Here is a 15,283-nt window from a genome sequence, read left to right on the forward strand (position 1 = left end):
TTCTTGACGACCATAGAGCATTGGAACCACCTGATCCCATCCCGAACTCAGCAGTGAAACGATGCATCGCCGATGGTAGTGTGGGGTTTCCCCATGTGAGAGTAGGTCATCGTCAAGATTAAATTCCAGAACCCCTGTTTGCTTGCGCAGACAGGGGTTTTGTTTTGGGCGGTCGGAAAGGGTCAAGTGGCTCGCCCCCCTCGGTACTCGACAAAATTGCGCAGTTATTTCTGAACCAGACCACTAGAATAGGTACCTAACCTTTTTTTAGCGTCCGAGCCCTATCTATGCCCGATCCGGTTGATGCCCCCAAGGTGTCGGATTTACCCCTGGACGACCTGGTGGCATGCCATGAGTGCGATTTATTGATGCGCAAACCTGTGCTCGCCCTCGGCGAAAAAGCCCAGTGCCCGCGCTGCGGTTACGAGCTATACGCGCATCGCCACAATGTCGTCGAACGAAGCCTCGCCTTAGTCTTGGCGGCGCTATTGCTGTACATCCCCGCGAACTTTTTGCCCATCATGCAGCTCAATCTACTCGGGCAGTCCTCGGAGGACACCGTGTGGACAGGCGTCGTCGGCCTGTTCGACACCGGCATGCGCGGCGTCGCCGCCGTCGTGTTCCTGTGCAGCATGGGTATTCCCCTGCTCAAGTTGCTCTGCCAATTGGCGGTGTTGCTCAGCATCCGCTGGAACATCGGTCGCAGTTACGGGCTGTTGCTCTACCGCATTTACCATCACCTGAGAGATTGGGGGATGTTGGAGGTGTACCTGATGGGCGTCCTGGTGGCGATCGTAAAGCTCGCCGACATGGCCTCCATCACGATTGGCCTGGGTCTGGTCTGCTTCGTCAGCCTATTAATGGTTCAGGTTCTGCTTGAGGTGGTGATGTCGCCCCACCAGATCTGGCAAGCACTGTCAGGAGAGGATGATCATGCGGGCGATTGATGCAGGCATTCTGATTTGTACCGAATGCCACGAATTGAACAAGCAAGAACCGGACACCGATGAGCAAACTTGCACCCGTTGCGGTGCGCTGGTCCATGCCCGTCGCCCCAACAGCCTGACGCGCACCTGGGCCTTGCTGATCACCGCTGCGATTCTCTATATCCCGGCCAACCTGTTACCGATTATGACCGTCAATTCCCTCGGCCAGGGCGATCCCAGTACCATCATGTCCGGCGTGATCCAACTGGTGCAGCACGGCATGTTCCCCATCGCCGCCGTGGTGTTCATCGCCAGCATCCTGGTGCCGACGTTCAAGCTCGTAGGTATTGGTCTGCTACTGTTCTCGGTGCAGCGTCACCAACCGCTGTCCGCGCAACAACGGATTATCATGTACCGCTTTATCGAATTCATCGGCCGCTGGTCCATGCTGGATATCTTCGTGATCGCCATCCTGGTGGCGGTTGTAAACTTTGGACGGCTTGCCAGTGTCGAGGCCAACCTCGGCGCGGCGGCGTTCGCCAGTGTGGTGATCCTGACGATGCTTGCCGCAGTAACTTTTGATCCCCGACTGATTTGGGATAACACGGAGTCGGACGACGACCATGAGTGATTTGCCTAAAGCTAAAACCCGCCCGGCCTCCAACTGGTCGGCTATTTGGGTACTGCCCCTGATCGCTCTGATCATCGGCGGTTGGTTGGGCTGGCGTGCCTATTCTCAGCAAGGCATCGAGATCCAGGTACGCTTCGAAAGCGGCGAAGGCATCCAGGTCAACAAGACCGAAGTCGTCTACAAAGGCATGCCCGTGGGCAAGGTCAAGACCCTGGCCCTGGACGACGAAGGCAACAATCGCGGGGTGATTGCCACCATCGAGATGAACAAGGACGTCGAGCAATACCTCAAGACCAACACGCGCTTCTGGCTGGTCAAACCCAGCGTCAGCCTCGCCGGCATCACCGGCCTGGAGACCCTCGTGTCGGGGAATTACATCGCCGCCAGCCCCGGCGACGGTGAGCCCACGCGCAAATTCAAGGCGCTGTCCGAAGAACCGCCCTTGTCCGACGCCAAGCCAGGCCTGCACCTGACCATCAAGGCCGACCGCCTTGGCTCGCTCAACCGCGGCAGCCCGGTGTTCTACAAGCAGATCCAGGTCGGCCAGGTCAAAAGCTACCTGTTGTCCGAGGACCAGAGCACCGTCGAGATCAAGGTCTACATCGAACCGACCTACGCCAGCCTGGTGCGCAAACACACGCGTTTCTGGAACGCCAGCGGCATCAGCATCGACGCCAACCTCTCCGGCGTGAAGGTGCGCAGCGAATCGCTCTCCAGCATCGTCGCCGGCGGTATCGCCTTCGCCACCCCGGAGAATCGCAAGGACAGCCCGCCAACCGACCCGAGCCTGCCCTTTCGCCTGTATGAAGACTTCGACGCCGCCGCCGCCGGCATCAAGGTCAAGGTCAAACTCACCGACTTCGAAGGCCTGCAGGCCGGGCGCACCCCAGTGATGTACAAAGGCATCCAGGTCGGCAGCCTGAAAACCCTGAAGATCGACCCGGACCTGTCCAGCGCCAACGCCGAACTGACCCTCGACCCATTGGCCGAAGACTACCTGGTACAGGACACCCAGTTCTGGGTGGTCAAGCCGTCGATTTCCCTGGCCGGTATCACTGGGCTCGAGGCGTTGGTCAAAGGTAACTACATCGCGATTCGTCCCGGTGACAAAGGCACTCCACCTCAACGGGAATACGTGGCTCGGGCCAAGGCGCCGCCCTTGGACCTGCGTTCCCCTGGCCTGCACATGGTGCTGTTCACCGACAGCCTCGGCTCACTGGATGTCGGCAGCCCGATCCTCTACAAGCAGGTCAAGGTCGGCTCGGTGCAGAGCTACCAGTTCTCGCGCAAAAACAAGCAACTGGTGATCGGCGTCCATATCGAGAAGGAGTACGCCAACCTGGTCAATGGTTCGACGCGTTTCTGGAACGCCAGCGGCGTGACCCTGACCGGCGGCCTCACCGGCGGTATCCAGGTGAAAAGCGAATCCCTGGCCAGCCTGATGTCCGGCGGTATCGCCTTTGAAACGCCGGAACCGAACGTGCCGCTGAAAAAACGTATCCCACGTTTCCGCCTGTTCGCCGATCGTGAAACGGCCAATCAGAGTGGCACCCTGGTGACTATCAAAGTCGACCGCGCCGACGGCCTGCGCCCCGGCACCCCGGTGCGTTTCAAAGGCCTGGACGTCGGTAAGATCGAGAGCGTCGACCTCAGCGCCGATCTGCAATCGGTGCTGCTCGGTGCGCGCATCACCCAGGTGACGGATCGCATCGCACGCGTCGGCAGCCAGTTCTGGGTGGTCAAGCCGGAACTGGGCCTGATGAAAACCTCGAACCTGGAAACCCTGGTCACCGGCCAATACATCGAAGTGCTGCCCGCGCTGAAAAACGCCGGGCCACAGAAGAGCTTCGTCGCGTTGGACCAGCCACCCGAAGCCGTCCATCAGGAGGCTGGCCTGAGCCTGGTACTGAGTGCCGCACGCCGTGGTTCGCTCAAAGAAGGCGTGCCCGTCACTTACCGCGAAGTCACCGTGGGCAAAGTCACCGGCTACGAATTGGGCCAGACCGCCGACCGCGTGCTGATCCACATCCTGATCGAGCCCAAGTACGCGGCGTTGGTGCGCAGCGGCAGCCGCTTCTGGAACAGCAGCGGCTTCGGTCTCGACTTCGGCCTGTTCAAAGGCGCGACGGTACGCACCGAATCCCTGGAAACCCTGGTTGCCGGCGGCATCGCCTTCGCCACGCCCGATGGCGAACGCATGGGCAGCGCCGCGCGGCCGCAGCAAACCTTCCCGCTGTTCGACAAGTTTGAGGATGAGTGGCTGACCTGGGCGCCTAAGATTCCGCTGGGCAAGTAGACCGAGGCGCGGCTATCGCGGGCAAGCCCCCTCCCACAGATGAGCGCATTCCTACAGGATAAACGCGGTCACTTGTGGGAGGGGGCTTGCCCGCGATGAGGCCCTCAAAAACACCGCCAAACCCCAGCCCACAAAAAAGGCCGCGATCCATAAGATCGCGGCCTTTTGGCATTTCACCGCCGAACGTCAGACCTCATCCAACTCCGGCTCATCCGCCTGCACAGTCACCGTTGCCTTCACCGCATCATGGCGCCGGATGTACTTCCAGTCCGCCTCATCGATGTAGATCCCGTTCGGCCCGCTGCCGCCTTCCAGGTCGATCGCCACCTGGGCCGACACCTGCGGCTTCACGCTCGCCAGGATCGGCACGAAGCCCAGTTGCAGGCTGGTTTCCAACAGCGCCGCCTGGTTCTTCTCATCGATGTCGGCCGCTTCGTCGAGGTAGTACGGCAAGCGCACGCGCCCGGCCTGGTCGCGGTCCATCAGGTGCAGCAACAAATACATGTTGGTCAGCGCCTTGATGGTCATGGTGGTGCCGTTGGACGCCGCGCCATCGATGTCGGTGTGAATCACCGGCTGGCCATGCACCTTGGTGATCTCGAACGCCAGTTCGAACAAGTCCTTGAGGCCCAACTGGTTGTGGTTGGCCGCCACCAGGCGCGCCAGGTATTCCTTGGCCTCTTCGTTCTTGTTGTCCTGCTCGGCGCTCTGGCTCAAGTCGAACACCGACAGGGTTTCGCCTTCTTCGTACTGACCGGCGCTGTGGATGATCTGGTCGATATGCTTGAGCGCTTCCTTGTTCGGTGCCAGCACGATGCGGAAACTCTGCAGGTTCGACACCTGGCGCTTGTTGATCTCGCGGTTGAACAAGGCCAGTTGGTGTTCCAGGCTGTCGTAGTCGCTGCGGATATTGCGCAAGGTCCGTGCGATATCGGTGACCGCCGCGCGCCGTGCCTTGCCCAGGGTCAGGGCTTCGTCGGTACGGTGAGCATAGGCGTTGATCAGCAGTTGCAGGCGCCGCTCCACGTCATCCTCGCTGTCGAACTTGGCCACGCCCTTGAGGCGAACCTGGGCGTACAGCGCTTCGATCTGGCCATCAGCGCGCAGCAAGCCTTGCCAGCTGTCCTGATAGTCATTGAGCAGCGGCAGCAGGTTGTCCATGGAATCGTCGACCGGGTCCATGAACGGCGTGCCGAACGGCAAGTCCGCCGGCAGCAACTGGCGACGGCGCAAAGCGTCATCCAGGGTGCGTTGCTTGGCTTCCATATCGCCGATCTGGCGACCGACCAGTTGCAGCTTGGCCGACAGTTGCTGGACTCGTTCGGTGAACGCATCGCTGGAGCGCTTCAATTCATCCTGGGCGGCTTCCATCTGCGCCAGCTGTTCCAGCTTCTCGCCTTCTTCGGCGCTCAAGGTCTGCGCACGGCGGAAATCTTCCAGGGCCTTTTGCGCGTCCAGCACTTGCTGGTACAGCGCTTCGGTCTGGGTTTTGCTCGCGGCGCGGTCAGAGGCCACCGCCTGCTGCGTCTTGAGTTGCTTGAGTTCTTTTTCCAGACGCTCTTTCTGGTCGCGCAACGCCGCACGATCCGCCAAGGCCTGCAAGGCGGGCGGCTCGATGTGGGAGATGTCGATCGACAGCCCCGGCACTTCAAAGCGCTCGCCCTTGAAACCATCGAGGATCAGTTCCAGGGATTTGACCCACTGGCCGTCCTCATCCAGCGTGATGCCATGCTCACCCAGCGGCAGGCTGAACAGCGAACTGTTGAACAGACGCATCAGACGCTCGACATCCTGCTGTGAGAATTCTTCGCGCAGCTTGGCGTAGCTGTTGTTGTCTGCGTGATCGAGCTGTTGCTTGACCGACTTCAGGCGTTTTTCCAGCTCGCGCAGGCGCTCGTCCAAGTCCTCGGCGCTGAACTGCCGTGACTGCGCCAGGGCGCCGGCGAGTTCATCGTGGGCATCCTTGGCTGCCAGCAGTTGCTGTTCCAGCACCCTGACATCATCGACCAGCGCAAAGCGATGCTTGAGCACCGACAGCTCGCCCAGCCAACGCTGGATACCGCTGATTTCGCGCTCCAGGCGCATCAGCTCCTGGGTGCCGCCACGTTGGTCGTGCTGCAGCGCGTCCTGCTCGTTGCGGTAGTGCTCGGCCTGGATGGTCAGCTCTTCCTTGCGCGCACTGGCGTAGTCCGACCAGGTGCCCAGCAGCGAGTCCAACAGCGGCGACAGGCGATGCAATTTACCGCGCAGGATGTCGCGTTGTTTCACGCCATTGGCCAGGGCCTCGACCAGCGGGCCGGCGGCGACCAGGGAGTTGTAGTCCTGCTCCATGCGTCGCACGTCGCGGAAGGCTTCTTCACACGCGGCGATGTAATCGACACTGCCGGAGCGCAGGCTGTGCTCAAACGCATCGAGGAACAATTGCTTGAGCTTGGCTGCGGTGATTTCGCGCATGTGCAGCAGGTTGATAAACAGCGCGCGGAAGGTCTTCAGGCTCTGTTCGCTGGTGGAACGCAGCGGGATCAGCGTCAGGTCCAGCGGGATCGACGTGTGGCCGCCGACCAGCAAACGACGTAGTTCATCGGGCTTGAGTTCGTAGGCTTTCAGGCCCTCGCGCTCCAGGTTGGTGAACAGCTCTTTCTGGCGCAGGCAGGTGTCGTTTTTCTGGTAGTGGGCCAGGTCGAGCTTGCCGGCGTAGGCAAAGAACTGGTGACCGAAACCACCGCCCGGGCCGCGCCCGACCACGCCGATCACATGCGGGCCGTGGGGCAGGGAGACTTCCACGAGGATGTAGCTGGTGTCGGTGGCGAAGTAGAAGCGCCGCGATTGTTCCAGGGTGTACTTGCCGAAACTCATGTCCGACATGCGCGCCAGGATCGGGAACTGCAAGGCGTTGATCGATGCGGATTTACCCAGGTTGTTCGCGCCGTACACCGACAGCGGCTCTTCGAGCGGGAACAATCCGAGGCTGTAGCCGGCGGTATTCAATAGGGCGAAGCGGCGGATGCCGTAGCGTTCCTTGCTCATGCGTCGGTCTCCTGTTCTTCGGCAATGGCGCGGGCCAGGGCGTCTTCTTCGCTTTCGTCGGCAAAGTCGCTCAAGTCCAGCGGGTCATCGGTCTTCAGCAGTTTTTCATCGCTGTCTTCGTCGATGATCACCGGTGTCGGCAATGGCAGCACGCTGTGGATGCTGGCCGCGAGGTCGCGGTCCTGTTGCACCGACAGGCACACATCGAGGAAGCGATGCATCGGCGGCAGGAAGCGATAGATGCCGTTTTCTTCGCTGGCAAAACCCAGTTGGGTCATGCGGCGCATGATTTTCTCTTCGAGCTCTTCCTGGGTTTGCACTTCGGCCTGGATAAACAGGTCGCGGTATTTTTCCAGCAGCGACGGCAGTTCATCGCGGCCGAGGCTGCCGCCGTCGAGCACGGCAATCGGGTCGCGGCCCTGGTCGGCCAGGTGCTCGACGATGATAAAGGTGAACAGCGCCAGGCGCTGCGCGGTCTTGTTCACCTGCGCGCTGGCGATGGCCGAATCCGGCACGAAGTAATAGAAACCACGGGTATCGCACACCAGTTCAAAGCCCAGGGCCTTGAACAGCGTGCGGTACTGGTCCTGGAAATTCGACAGTTGTGCGTACAGCTCCGGGTCGCGGCGGCTGACGTGGTAACCCTTGAACAGCTCGCGAAAGATCGGCGCCAGCTGGGACAGTTCGGATAGATCAAGATGCATAAGGGGTGCTCGCAGAATTCTCGGCGGCGTCGGGCGTGGCCGGGAGCAGGGCGAATGAGCGCAGGCTGACCTGATGCTCGTGTGTGTGGTAATCGCGGCGTTCCAGGCGCTCGCGCTTGAAGCGTTTTTCGCGGGACAGGCGCGAGAACCAGTAGAGCAATTCGTCGGTGGCGCCGTCCGGTTCCTGTTCCAGCAGCCAGGTCATCAGGTCCGGCATCGGCAGCGCGTCTTCGCAGCGTTCGAGCATTTCCTTGACCGTGCGCGGTGCGCGCTGGGCTTCGCCTTTATGGGACTTGTGCGCCTTGGGGAAGCGCGCCGGTTTCGGCTCGAAGTTCGCCAGGGCGTACACGTAGGCCTCGACCTGACTCGCACTGCCGAGGAAGGTGCTTTGCGGCCGGGTGAACATCGGCATCGCGGCCTGCGGCACCGCGTCCAGGCCTTTACGGCGAATGGCCGACAGCGCCAGCGCGGCACCACGGGTCACGGCGTTGTGCCGACGCGCTTCTTCACGCAGCGGCAGCAGCAGCTCGCGGGCGTGACGCAGGGTCAACTGGGCGCTGGTCTGCATTTCGAGGATGCGCGCGTGGGTGCGCAACAGCATGTCGTCGTCGACCAGATGGCCGAGGCGCTGCTGCTCGGTGAGCAGGCGCAGCAGCACGTTTTCGACCTTGCGCACGCCTTGTTCGAAGGCGCCGTCGGCGTTCACCAGTTGGATCATCGGTTCGACGTATTCGTCCCAGGTCGCCAGCACTTCGGCGTAGCGCTGACGCAACGGGATCTGCCGGTCGCTGGTCTTGGCGCGGTCGGCCACGGCGGCGAGGGCTTGTTCGTCGTTGGCGAGTTTTTTCAGCACGTCGCGCACGCGCATGTCGAGCAGGCGCAGTTGCCGGGCCAGGTCGTGGCCGTCACGGATGTCGAAGGCGTCCTGGATATAACCGGCCAGGCGCTCGAGGTGGCGCAGGTAGGCTTCGATTTCCAGGCACAGGCCAAGCCGGTGCTCCTTGCGAAGATAGGCGAGGAAGTCGTGGATCTGCGCATTGAGCTCGAAACGGTTCGGGCTCTTGGCGACAGGCACCAGGATATCCAGGCGAATCCACACGTCCAGCAGGCTGGTGATGTCCTGGGGCGTGCTGTCCAGTTGTTGGGCGGCCAGTTGTGCGCGCAGCTCGCCGAGGCTCAGGGTGCCTTGGTCGAAGTGTTCGCACAGTGGCTCAAGTAAGGCCCAGTGTTCGGCGAGGGCGCGCAGGACGCGCTTGGGTTCGATCATGGGAATGGCCGGCTGGTTGGCGATTAAAAGTCGCGATTGTACTGCATCAGGCGCGGGATTTATCCACAGCCGGTCAGTGCGCAGTGGGCGATTGTTACCGAACAGCGGTAGAATCCCCGCTCTTTACTTATCCACAAGTGGCCGAGCTGTGCTTATCGAGTCCCGACGTCGCGCTTACTTGACCGCCATGCAGGTGGTCAACTGGCTGCCCCGCACCGAACTGCCGTTTGCCGCCCCGTCGCGGCCCGAGCTGCTGCAGGCGCTCGAGCCCGATGACGGATTGGAAATGTCGGGCGAGGAGGCGGCTGCGCCCGTGGCGGTGGTCAAGCCTGAGCCGCCGACGCGGCCGGTGGTCGAACGCGCCAAGGTCGAGGTGCCACGCCCGTCGCCGATGGCCAAGCCGGCGGTGGCTGAAGAGGCGGCCCCGGTGGTCAAGGCGCCTGTTGTCCCACCGCCGCGGTTTGCCCTGCAATTGCTGCGGGCCGGGCGTTGCCTGTTGCTGGTCGAGCTGCCTACCGGCGAGCGCTTCCAGACCCGCGACCCGGCCTACATGCTGCTCAAGGACATGCTGCGCGCTGCCGGCCTGCCCGACAGCCCGCAAATCGTCGGCGACCCGGTGCGCTGGCCGTTGCTGGTGCGCGGCACCATGGACCAGGGCCCGGACGCCGCGCGGGATTTTGTGCAAGGTTTTGTGTCGGCACGCTTGGAAGACGAACCCTGCGTGTGCCTGTGGCTGATCGGCCTGCCCGCCGTGCGGTTTGCAGGCGAAGCCGATGCCGAAGTCTGGTACCGCGAGCTGCAGGTCGAAGGCCTGGGCTCGGTATGGGCCCTGCCGGGCCTGGAATTATTAATGGAAGAGCCACAGCGTAAGGCTGATGTCTGGCAAGCCATGCGCCGGCTGATGGCGCGCTGGAAAACAATCGATGAGTGAGGCTTTATCCTTCCGCCCGATGACCGAGGCCGACCTCGACGCCGTGCTGAAAATCGAATACGCGGCATACAGCCACCCCTGGACCCGCGGGATCTTTCTCGACGGGCTGGGCAAGTACCAGATCTGGCTGATGTTCGAAGGTGAGCAGCAAGTGGGCCACGGGGTGGTGCAGATCATCATCGATGAAGCGCATTTGCTGAACATCACCGTCAAACCGGAAAACCAGGGCCGCGGTCTCGGCCTGGCGCTGCTCGAGCACCTGATGTCCCGCGCCTATGCCGCCAGCGCACGGGAATGTTTCCTCGAAGTGCGTGACAGCAATGCCGGCGCGTTCCGGCTGTATGAACGCTATGGCTTCAATGAAATCGGCCGTCGGCGCGATTACTACCCAGCCGTCGGCGGTCGCGAAGATGCGGTCGTGATGGCCTGCACCCTCGTCGACTGAACACGCAACCCATGTGGGAGGGGGCTTGCCCCCGATGGCAGTGTGTCAGTCAACACATGTATTGTTGACAGTGTGCTATCGGGGGCAAGCCCCCTCCCACATTTGGATCTACGGTGTGTCAGCGGTTGCCGTTGACAGGCTCGCGCTCGGCCAGTTCGGCTTCATCCAAGCCATTGCCGCCGCCAATTTCATCCTCGTCGACGATGCTCAGGTCCCAATCGGCCTGTTCGCCTTCGCCTTCTTCCCGCGCATCCCGTGCGCCGTCCTCGCGGATCAGGTTCTCCGGGCTCATCTCGTCATCGGTCGTCTCGGCCTCGCCCACCCGTTTGTCGCGCATCCGGTGTTTGCGCTCGACAAGCGGCAGTTCATCGCCGATTTGCGCCGTCGGCTCTTGATCGTCAAAGTCCAGCTCGCGCACCGAGCCCATGCGATCCTCATTGTCATCAATCGGTTCCGGCTGTGTAGCGCCGTATGGACGTCGTGATTCAGTCATGGCCAATCCTCATACTGTGGGGCTTATAGTGTGTGGACAGGCCTGGCGCGCCAAGATTCAAGTCATCGCCTGCCGTCTATCTTTATTCCGGGCGTGACCCGGACGGGCGGTCGTCTGTCAAAGCTGCGCATCATTCCTGAGGCTTTCCCTGATGAACGAACTACAAGAGCTGCTTGATAACAACGAACGCTGGGCGGATGCGATCAAACAGGAAGATCCCGAATTCTTCGCCAAACTGGCCCGCCAGCAAGCACCGGAATACCTGTGGATCGGCTGTTCCGACGCCCGCGTACCGGCCAACGAAATCGTCGGCATGCTGCCGGGTGATCTGTTCGTACACCGTAATGTGGCCAACGTGGTGCTGCACACCGACCTTAACTGCCTGTCGGTGATTCAGTACGCCGTCGATGTGCTCAAGGTCAAACATATCCTGGTCACCGGCCACTATGGCTGCGGCGGTGTGCGGGCGTCGATGCAGGACCGTCAGTTCGGCCTGATCGACGGCTGGCTGCGCACCATTCGCGACCTCTACTACGAAAACCGCGATTTGCTGGCCAAGTTGCCGTCTGAGGAAGAGCGCGTCGACCGCCTCTGCGAATTGAACGTGGTTCAGCAGGTGGCCAACGTCGGTCATACCAGCATCGTGCAAAACGCCTGGCACCGGGGGCAGAGCCTGTCGATCCACGGTTGCATCTACGGCATCAAGGATGGCCGCTGGAAGAGCTTGAACACCACCATCACTGGTTTTGAGCAGTTGCCGCCGCAGTATCGCTTGCGCCCGCTGGGTGAAGCCTAAGGGCGCTTGCGCTCGCGCCACAGGGTCATGAACGTCTGCCCTTCGGCGTTCAGCGGCTCCTGGCTGCCGGTGATCCAGCCCCGGCAGTTCAGCTCGCCGCATTGGCACGCGAACTGCCGGAACAGCGCGTCCTCGGTGCTGGCGTAATCCAGGGTCAACAGGGCGCCGGCCGCGATGGGCTGCACGGTCCAGAGCTCCAGGTAGGTGGTGTCCAAAAATACATTCGGGTTGCAGGAGTGGCGCAGCAGGCCGCAGAACCAACAGTCGTACAAGTGGATGCGCGGCGACAGTTGCAAGGTGTGCGGGCGTCGCTCGTTCACCGCGTAGCCGGAGACCTTGGCAATGCGTATGCGACTCTCAAAGGCGATGCGCGCCTTGACCCTGGCCCCGGTGCCGTCCCTGGCGTGGCTGACCTGGAAGTGTTTGGACGAAGGGTAGCCCTGCCCGACGAACAGTGTCTTGAACGGGTAAAGGCAGTCATTCACAGGGTTTACAGCCTTATCCATGGCGCGAGTTTTCATAACTCTCCTGGGTTGGGCTGCATCGACTTGCGGGTGATGTCTGACTGCCAGTCTTGCAGCGGAAGGGCCCGGATCAAGACTCGCTGAACATAACGCCGATTTCTACTGTCAACTTTGACAGTAGAAATCGGCGTTTTTTTGCGCTTTTACAGCGCCGGGGCGCTGATCGTCGGGGTGGGCGCGGCGTCTTTCAGCTGTTTGAGCTGGGCTTTGATCGCGGACGTGGCGCATTTGGCGTTGGCCTGTTCCGGGGTCAGGTTGCGCACCGAGGTGTAGAACAATTCGCAGGTCTGTTCTTTACGCGTGACCTGCCAGGTGTTCATGCACGCCTTGAGCAGCACATTCGCATCGCTCGCCGGTTTCTGGCCCATTCCGGCTTGCCAGCAGGCGGCGCTCAAATCCTGGCCCATCACTTTCAAACCGGCCTCGTCGGCCTTCTGCTCGTTACCGTCATACGTGTCGGGGCTTGCCGCATACCAGATGTAACTGGGGTGGTTGGCGCCCAGGACCGAGACGGTTTTGCCGGGGATCGGGCTGATTTGCGCCAGGCCCAGCACACCCACGGTTTGCCCGTATTGTTGCTTGATCCAACTGCGCACCGGTGCGCCGAACGCGACCATCGGCAACGCACCTTTGGGCGGCAGGCTCAGTTCCTTGACCATGCGTGTCTGGTAGTCGGTGAAGTAGCTGTAGACGTTTTCCAGGTCTTTCCCGGCGTTGGACGGCGCGGCGATCGGGGCGATGTCGATGATGGTCTGGTAGGCCGGGGTTTCGCTGGCCGGAATGCCATTGTCGACGAGCAGGGTGGCCCAGCGGTCGGTGGTGGCCGATTCCAGGTAATCCTGGGCCTGGGTCAGCGAGTAATCCGGCGGAAAGTGCAGCAGCTCGATGCTTTTGCGGTTTTCCAGGGCCATGCCCAGCGGCAGGAACAAGTACCAGTTGTAAGCCCACTTGCCATCGCTATTGAGCCGGCTCGCGCCCTGGTAGGCCAGGTCGGCGGTAGCGAGCAAGCTCGTCAGCGGCTGGCCATAGTTGTCGGGCACGCCGCTGAAGGTCGCCGCGACCTGGCCGTCATGCTTTCTGACGCTGACCTTGGCGCGGCTGTAGCCGTCGCGCTGCAGGCTCTGGTTGAGGTAGTGCTCGACGGTCTGCTCCAGCGTCCACGGCCGGAAGCAGATCACGTTGCAGTTATTGGGGTAAGCGAACAACTGGGTAACCCGTTGCGTGCTGCCCAGCGGTACGTCGATGTCGGCCTGTACGACCGCACTCGCGATCAGTGCGGCCAAGGTGAAGGACAACCTGGTCGGTTTAAACATAGATGATTCCTTGTCAGCGAGAGCCCGTCTGCGCGGGGTGAAAGCCCACCTCCACACAGTAGCGGCTGACCAGGAAAACCGCGTGCAAAATCGCCGGGCGTGTCGCTATTGGATAAGCCGTCCTACACCTCGAACTGCAACGCATTGCTCAAGTCGCCCATCGGTTTCTGGCCGCGGGCGATCATGGCGTCGTCGCGCCGCTTGAGCCCGTCCAGTGTCTCCAACTGGAAGACGCGGGTGATCAGGCGCAGGATCGACGCGGTGTCGTACACCGTATGGTCCACCGTGCCTTTGCGCGCGAACGGCGACACCACCAGGGTCGGAACCCGTGTGCCAGGGCCCCAGCGGTCGCCCTTGGGCGGTGCCACGTGGTCCCACCAGCCGCCGTTTTCATCGACGGTCACCACCACCACCATGTTTTTCCACTGCGGGCTTTCCTGCAGCACCTTCAGGGCGCGGGTGATATGGCGGTCACCCGAGGCCACGTCGGCATAACCGGCGTGCATGTTGAGGTTGCCCTGGGGTTTGTAGAAGGTTACGGCGGGCAGCTTGCCCGCCTGCGCGTCGGCAAAGAACTTGTTGGTGCTCGACTCATCGCCCAGGCCCGCGTCGCGCAGGCGCTTGTCACGCTCCGCGCGGTTTTCCGGGCCCTGTTGCTTGAAGTAGTTGAACGGCTGGTGGTGATACTGGAAGTTGGGGATCTTCGGAATGCCGCCCGAGTCCTTGAACTGTTCCAGCGTCGCTTGCCAGGCCCCGGCGTACCAGGCCCAGTCGATGTTCTTTTTCGACAGCTTGTCGCCGATGTGTTCGTGGGTTTGCGGCACCAGCACGTTGGGCAGGTCGGGCTTGGCGTAGTCCGGGTTTTGCGGGTCGCGAATCCAGGTCGGCCAGTAGGGCGGGGCCAGGGTGTTCACGGCGTAACCGTCCGGCGTCAGCGCGCTCGGGCCGAACTGCGGCGGGCCGCTCATGGCGCTGGCCGGGGATTTGTCCAGGGGCTTGAGGCGTGGGTCGGTGGGATCGTCGCTTTGCAGCGTGGCGATCTGCGCCTTGGCCACCGACTGCGCGGCGTTCGGATAAACCGGCGCGGTCGCGCTGATCAGGTATTGGTGGTTGAGGAACGAGCCGCCAAATGCGCCCTGGAAGAAGTTATCGCAGAGCACAAACTCCTTGGCCACGTCCCACAGGCGCAGGGAATAACGGCTCTGGGCGTAATGCCCCATCACCAGGCCGCCGGAATCGGCCCAGGCGACGAAATTGTCGTTCTTGCCGCCGTTGATCTGCATCTGGTTCTGGTAGAACACGTGCCACAAATCCCGGGTGACCAGGCTCAAGGGCAGGTCTTCGTCGTTCGGGCCCTTGAGGGCGAACGGGGCGTTGGGCAGGTTTTCCTGGAATTGCACTTCGCTGGGGTAGGTCACCCCGTCGACGCTTTGCGAGCCGACTTGCAACACACCACCCCACACCGGGGGCAGGGTGGTCAATACGCTGGCGTCGCGGTCGCGCTGCTGATAGTCGGCGGGAGACAACGCCGACAGCGGTTTCTCCAGCCCGGGGAAATCGGCAAACAGGTTGTTGAAGCTGCGGTTTTCGGCGTAGATCACCACGACGGTTTTCACTTGGTCGTGTAATGCCTTATCCAACTCTTGCGGCGTGAGCGGCCGAGGCAGCGGTTTGCCCGGCGCGTCGCCGGGATTGCCGCAGGCACTCAAGGTCGCGCCCACCCCCAGCACCGCTGCGCCGCCGAGGAAGCGCCGCCGGCTGGTGTCTACCGGCGGTTGATCGATGGAATCGGGGGCCGGGCGGTCTTCGTGCTCGTCACTCATTGCGGGAGTCCTTGCTGGCGGTTTGTTGCAAGATATTTCGCCAGGACGGTAGCAGTGGAATGTGACGCAGGGAAGACAGCTTGAAGTTACACGCGTTAAGCGGAAAG

Annotated in this window: 13 protein-coding genes and 1 rRNA gene; 7 read left to right on the forward strand and 7 right to left on the reverse strand. The window is 61.8% G+C overall.

Annotated features, from left to right (window positions below; all coding sequences use genetic code 11):
- The first annotated feature begins 2 nt into the window (after positions 1-2).
- The 4 genes from rrf (at position 3) to INT12_RS09705 (ending at position 3,853) form a co-directional block, all read left to right on the forward strand.
- Positions 3-118, forward strand: a 5S ribosomal RNA gene (rrf, locus tag INT12_RS09690).
- Between the two features lie 169 nt (positions 119-287).
- Positions 288-947 carry a paraquat-inducible protein A gene (locus INT12_RS09695; RefSeq protein ID WP_017844516.1) on the forward strand — a complete coding sequence of 220 codons (660 nt, stop codon included), beginning with the start codon at positions 288-290 and terminating at the stop codon, positions 945-947.
- Positions 934-1,557, forward strand: a complete 624-nt coding sequence (locus INT12_RS09700; RefSeq protein ID WP_046384829.1) for a paraquat-inducible protein A — start codon at positions 934-936, stop codon at positions 1,555-1,557. Before INT12_RS09695 ends, INT12_RS09700 begins: the two co-directional genes overlap by 14 nt.
- Complete coding sequence (locus tag INT12_RS09705) at positions 1,550-3,853, forward strand: PqiB family protein (protein WP_017844514.1); 2,304 nt, start codon at positions 1,550-1,552, stop codon at positions 3,851-3,853. The genes INT12_RS09700 and INT12_RS09705 overlap by 8 nt, the downstream gene beginning before the upstream one ends.
- A 186-nt stretch (positions 3,854-4,039) precedes the next feature.
- Here the strand turns inward: INT12_RS09705 and mksF are convergent, their stop codons facing one another.
- Genes mksF through mksB form a run of 3 tightly spaced genes read right to left on the reverse strand, consistent with a single transcriptional unit; the run spans position 4,040 to position 8,851 of the window.
- Positions 4,040-6,880, reverse strand: a complete 2,841-nt coding sequence (gene mksF / locus INT12_RS09710; RefSeq protein WP_017844513.1) for an Mks condensin complex protein MksF — start codon at positions 6,878-6,880, stop codon at positions 4,040-4,042.
- The gene (gene mksE / locus INT12_RS09715; RefSeq protein WP_017844512.1) at positions 6,877-7,584 is read right to left on the reverse strand and encodes an Mks condensin complex protein MksE; all 708 of its coding nucleotides are present in this window, start codon (positions 7,582-7,584) and stop codon (positions 6,877-6,879) included. The genes mksF and mksE overlap by 4 nt, the downstream gene beginning before the upstream one ends.
- Entirely contained in the window at positions 7,574-8,851 is a 1,278-nt protein-coding gene (mksB, locus tag INT12_RS09720; protein ID WP_017844511.1) for an Mks condensin complex protein MksB, read from the reverse strand. The genes mksE and mksB overlap by 11 nt, the downstream gene beginning before the upstream one ends.
- A gap of 187 nt (positions 8,852-9,038) precedes the next feature.
- On the opposite strand from mksB, the gene INT12_RS09725 reads away from it, so the two are divergent.
- Together INT12_RS09725 and rimI are read left to right on the forward strand one after the other, a co-directional pair.
- Complete coding sequence (locus tag INT12_RS09725) at positions 9,039-9,782, forward strand: energy transducer TonB (RefSeq protein ID WP_104904014.1); 744 nt, start codon at positions 9,039-9,041, stop codon at positions 9,780-9,782.
- Positions 9,775-10,227: a ribosomal protein S18-alanine N-acetyltransferase gene (rimI, locus tag INT12_RS09730; protein ID WP_079442761.1), complete on the forward strand. Its 453-nt coding sequence runs from the start codon at positions 9,775-9,777 to the stop codon at positions 10,225-10,227. Before INT12_RS09725 ends, rimI begins: the two co-directional genes overlap by 8 nt.
- A gap of 118 nt (positions 10,228-10,345) precedes the next feature.
- Here rimI and INT12_RS09735 read toward each other — a convergent pair whose 3' ends face one another.
- On the reverse strand, positions 10,346-10,720 hold the full coding sequence (locus INT12_RS09735) for a serine kinase/phosphatase (protein ID WP_193040228.1): 375 nt from the start codon (positions 10,718-10,720) through the stop codon (positions 10,346-10,348).
- A gap of 151 nt (positions 10,721-10,871) precedes the next feature.
- On the opposite strand from INT12_RS09735, the gene can reads away from it, so the two are divergent.
- Positions 10,872-11,516, forward strand: coding sequence for a carbonate dehydratase (gene can / locus INT12_RS09740; RefSeq protein WP_193040227.1), 645 nt, complete (start codon positions 10,872-10,874; stop codon positions 11,514-11,516).
- Here the strand turns inward: can and INT12_RS09745 are convergent.
- The 3 genes from INT12_RS09745 to acpA form a co-directional block, all read right to left on the reverse strand.
- Positions 11,513-12,037: an SET domain-containing protein-lysine N-methyltransferase gene (locus INT12_RS09745; protein ID WP_193040226.1), complete on the reverse strand. Its 525-nt coding sequence runs from the start codon at positions 12,035-12,037 to the stop codon at positions 11,513-11,515. The genes can and INT12_RS09745 overlap by 4 nt on opposite strands.
- Positions 12,038-12,183: 146 nt before the next feature.
- The gene (locus tag INT12_RS09750; RefSeq protein ID WP_017844505.1) at positions 12,184-13,353 is read right to left on the reverse strand and encodes a hypothetical protein; all 1,170 of its coding nucleotides are present in this window, start codon (positions 13,351-13,353) and stop codon (positions 12,184-12,186) included.
- A gap of 122 nt (positions 13,354-13,475) precedes the next feature.
- The gene (acpA, locus tag INT12_RS09755; RefSeq protein ID WP_193040225.1) at positions 13,476-15,176 is read right to left on the reverse strand and encodes an acid phosphatase; all 1,701 of its coding nucleotides are present in this window, start codon (positions 15,174-15,176) and stop codon (positions 13,476-13,478) included.
- Positions 15,177-15,283: the final 107 nt, after the last annotated feature.

The sequence above is a fragment of the Pseudomonas sp. K8 genome, assembly GCF_014889455.1.
Classification (GTDB): Bacteria; Pseudomonadota; Gammaproteobacteria; order Pseudomonadales; family Pseudomonadaceae; genus Aquipseudomonas; species Aquipseudomonas veronii.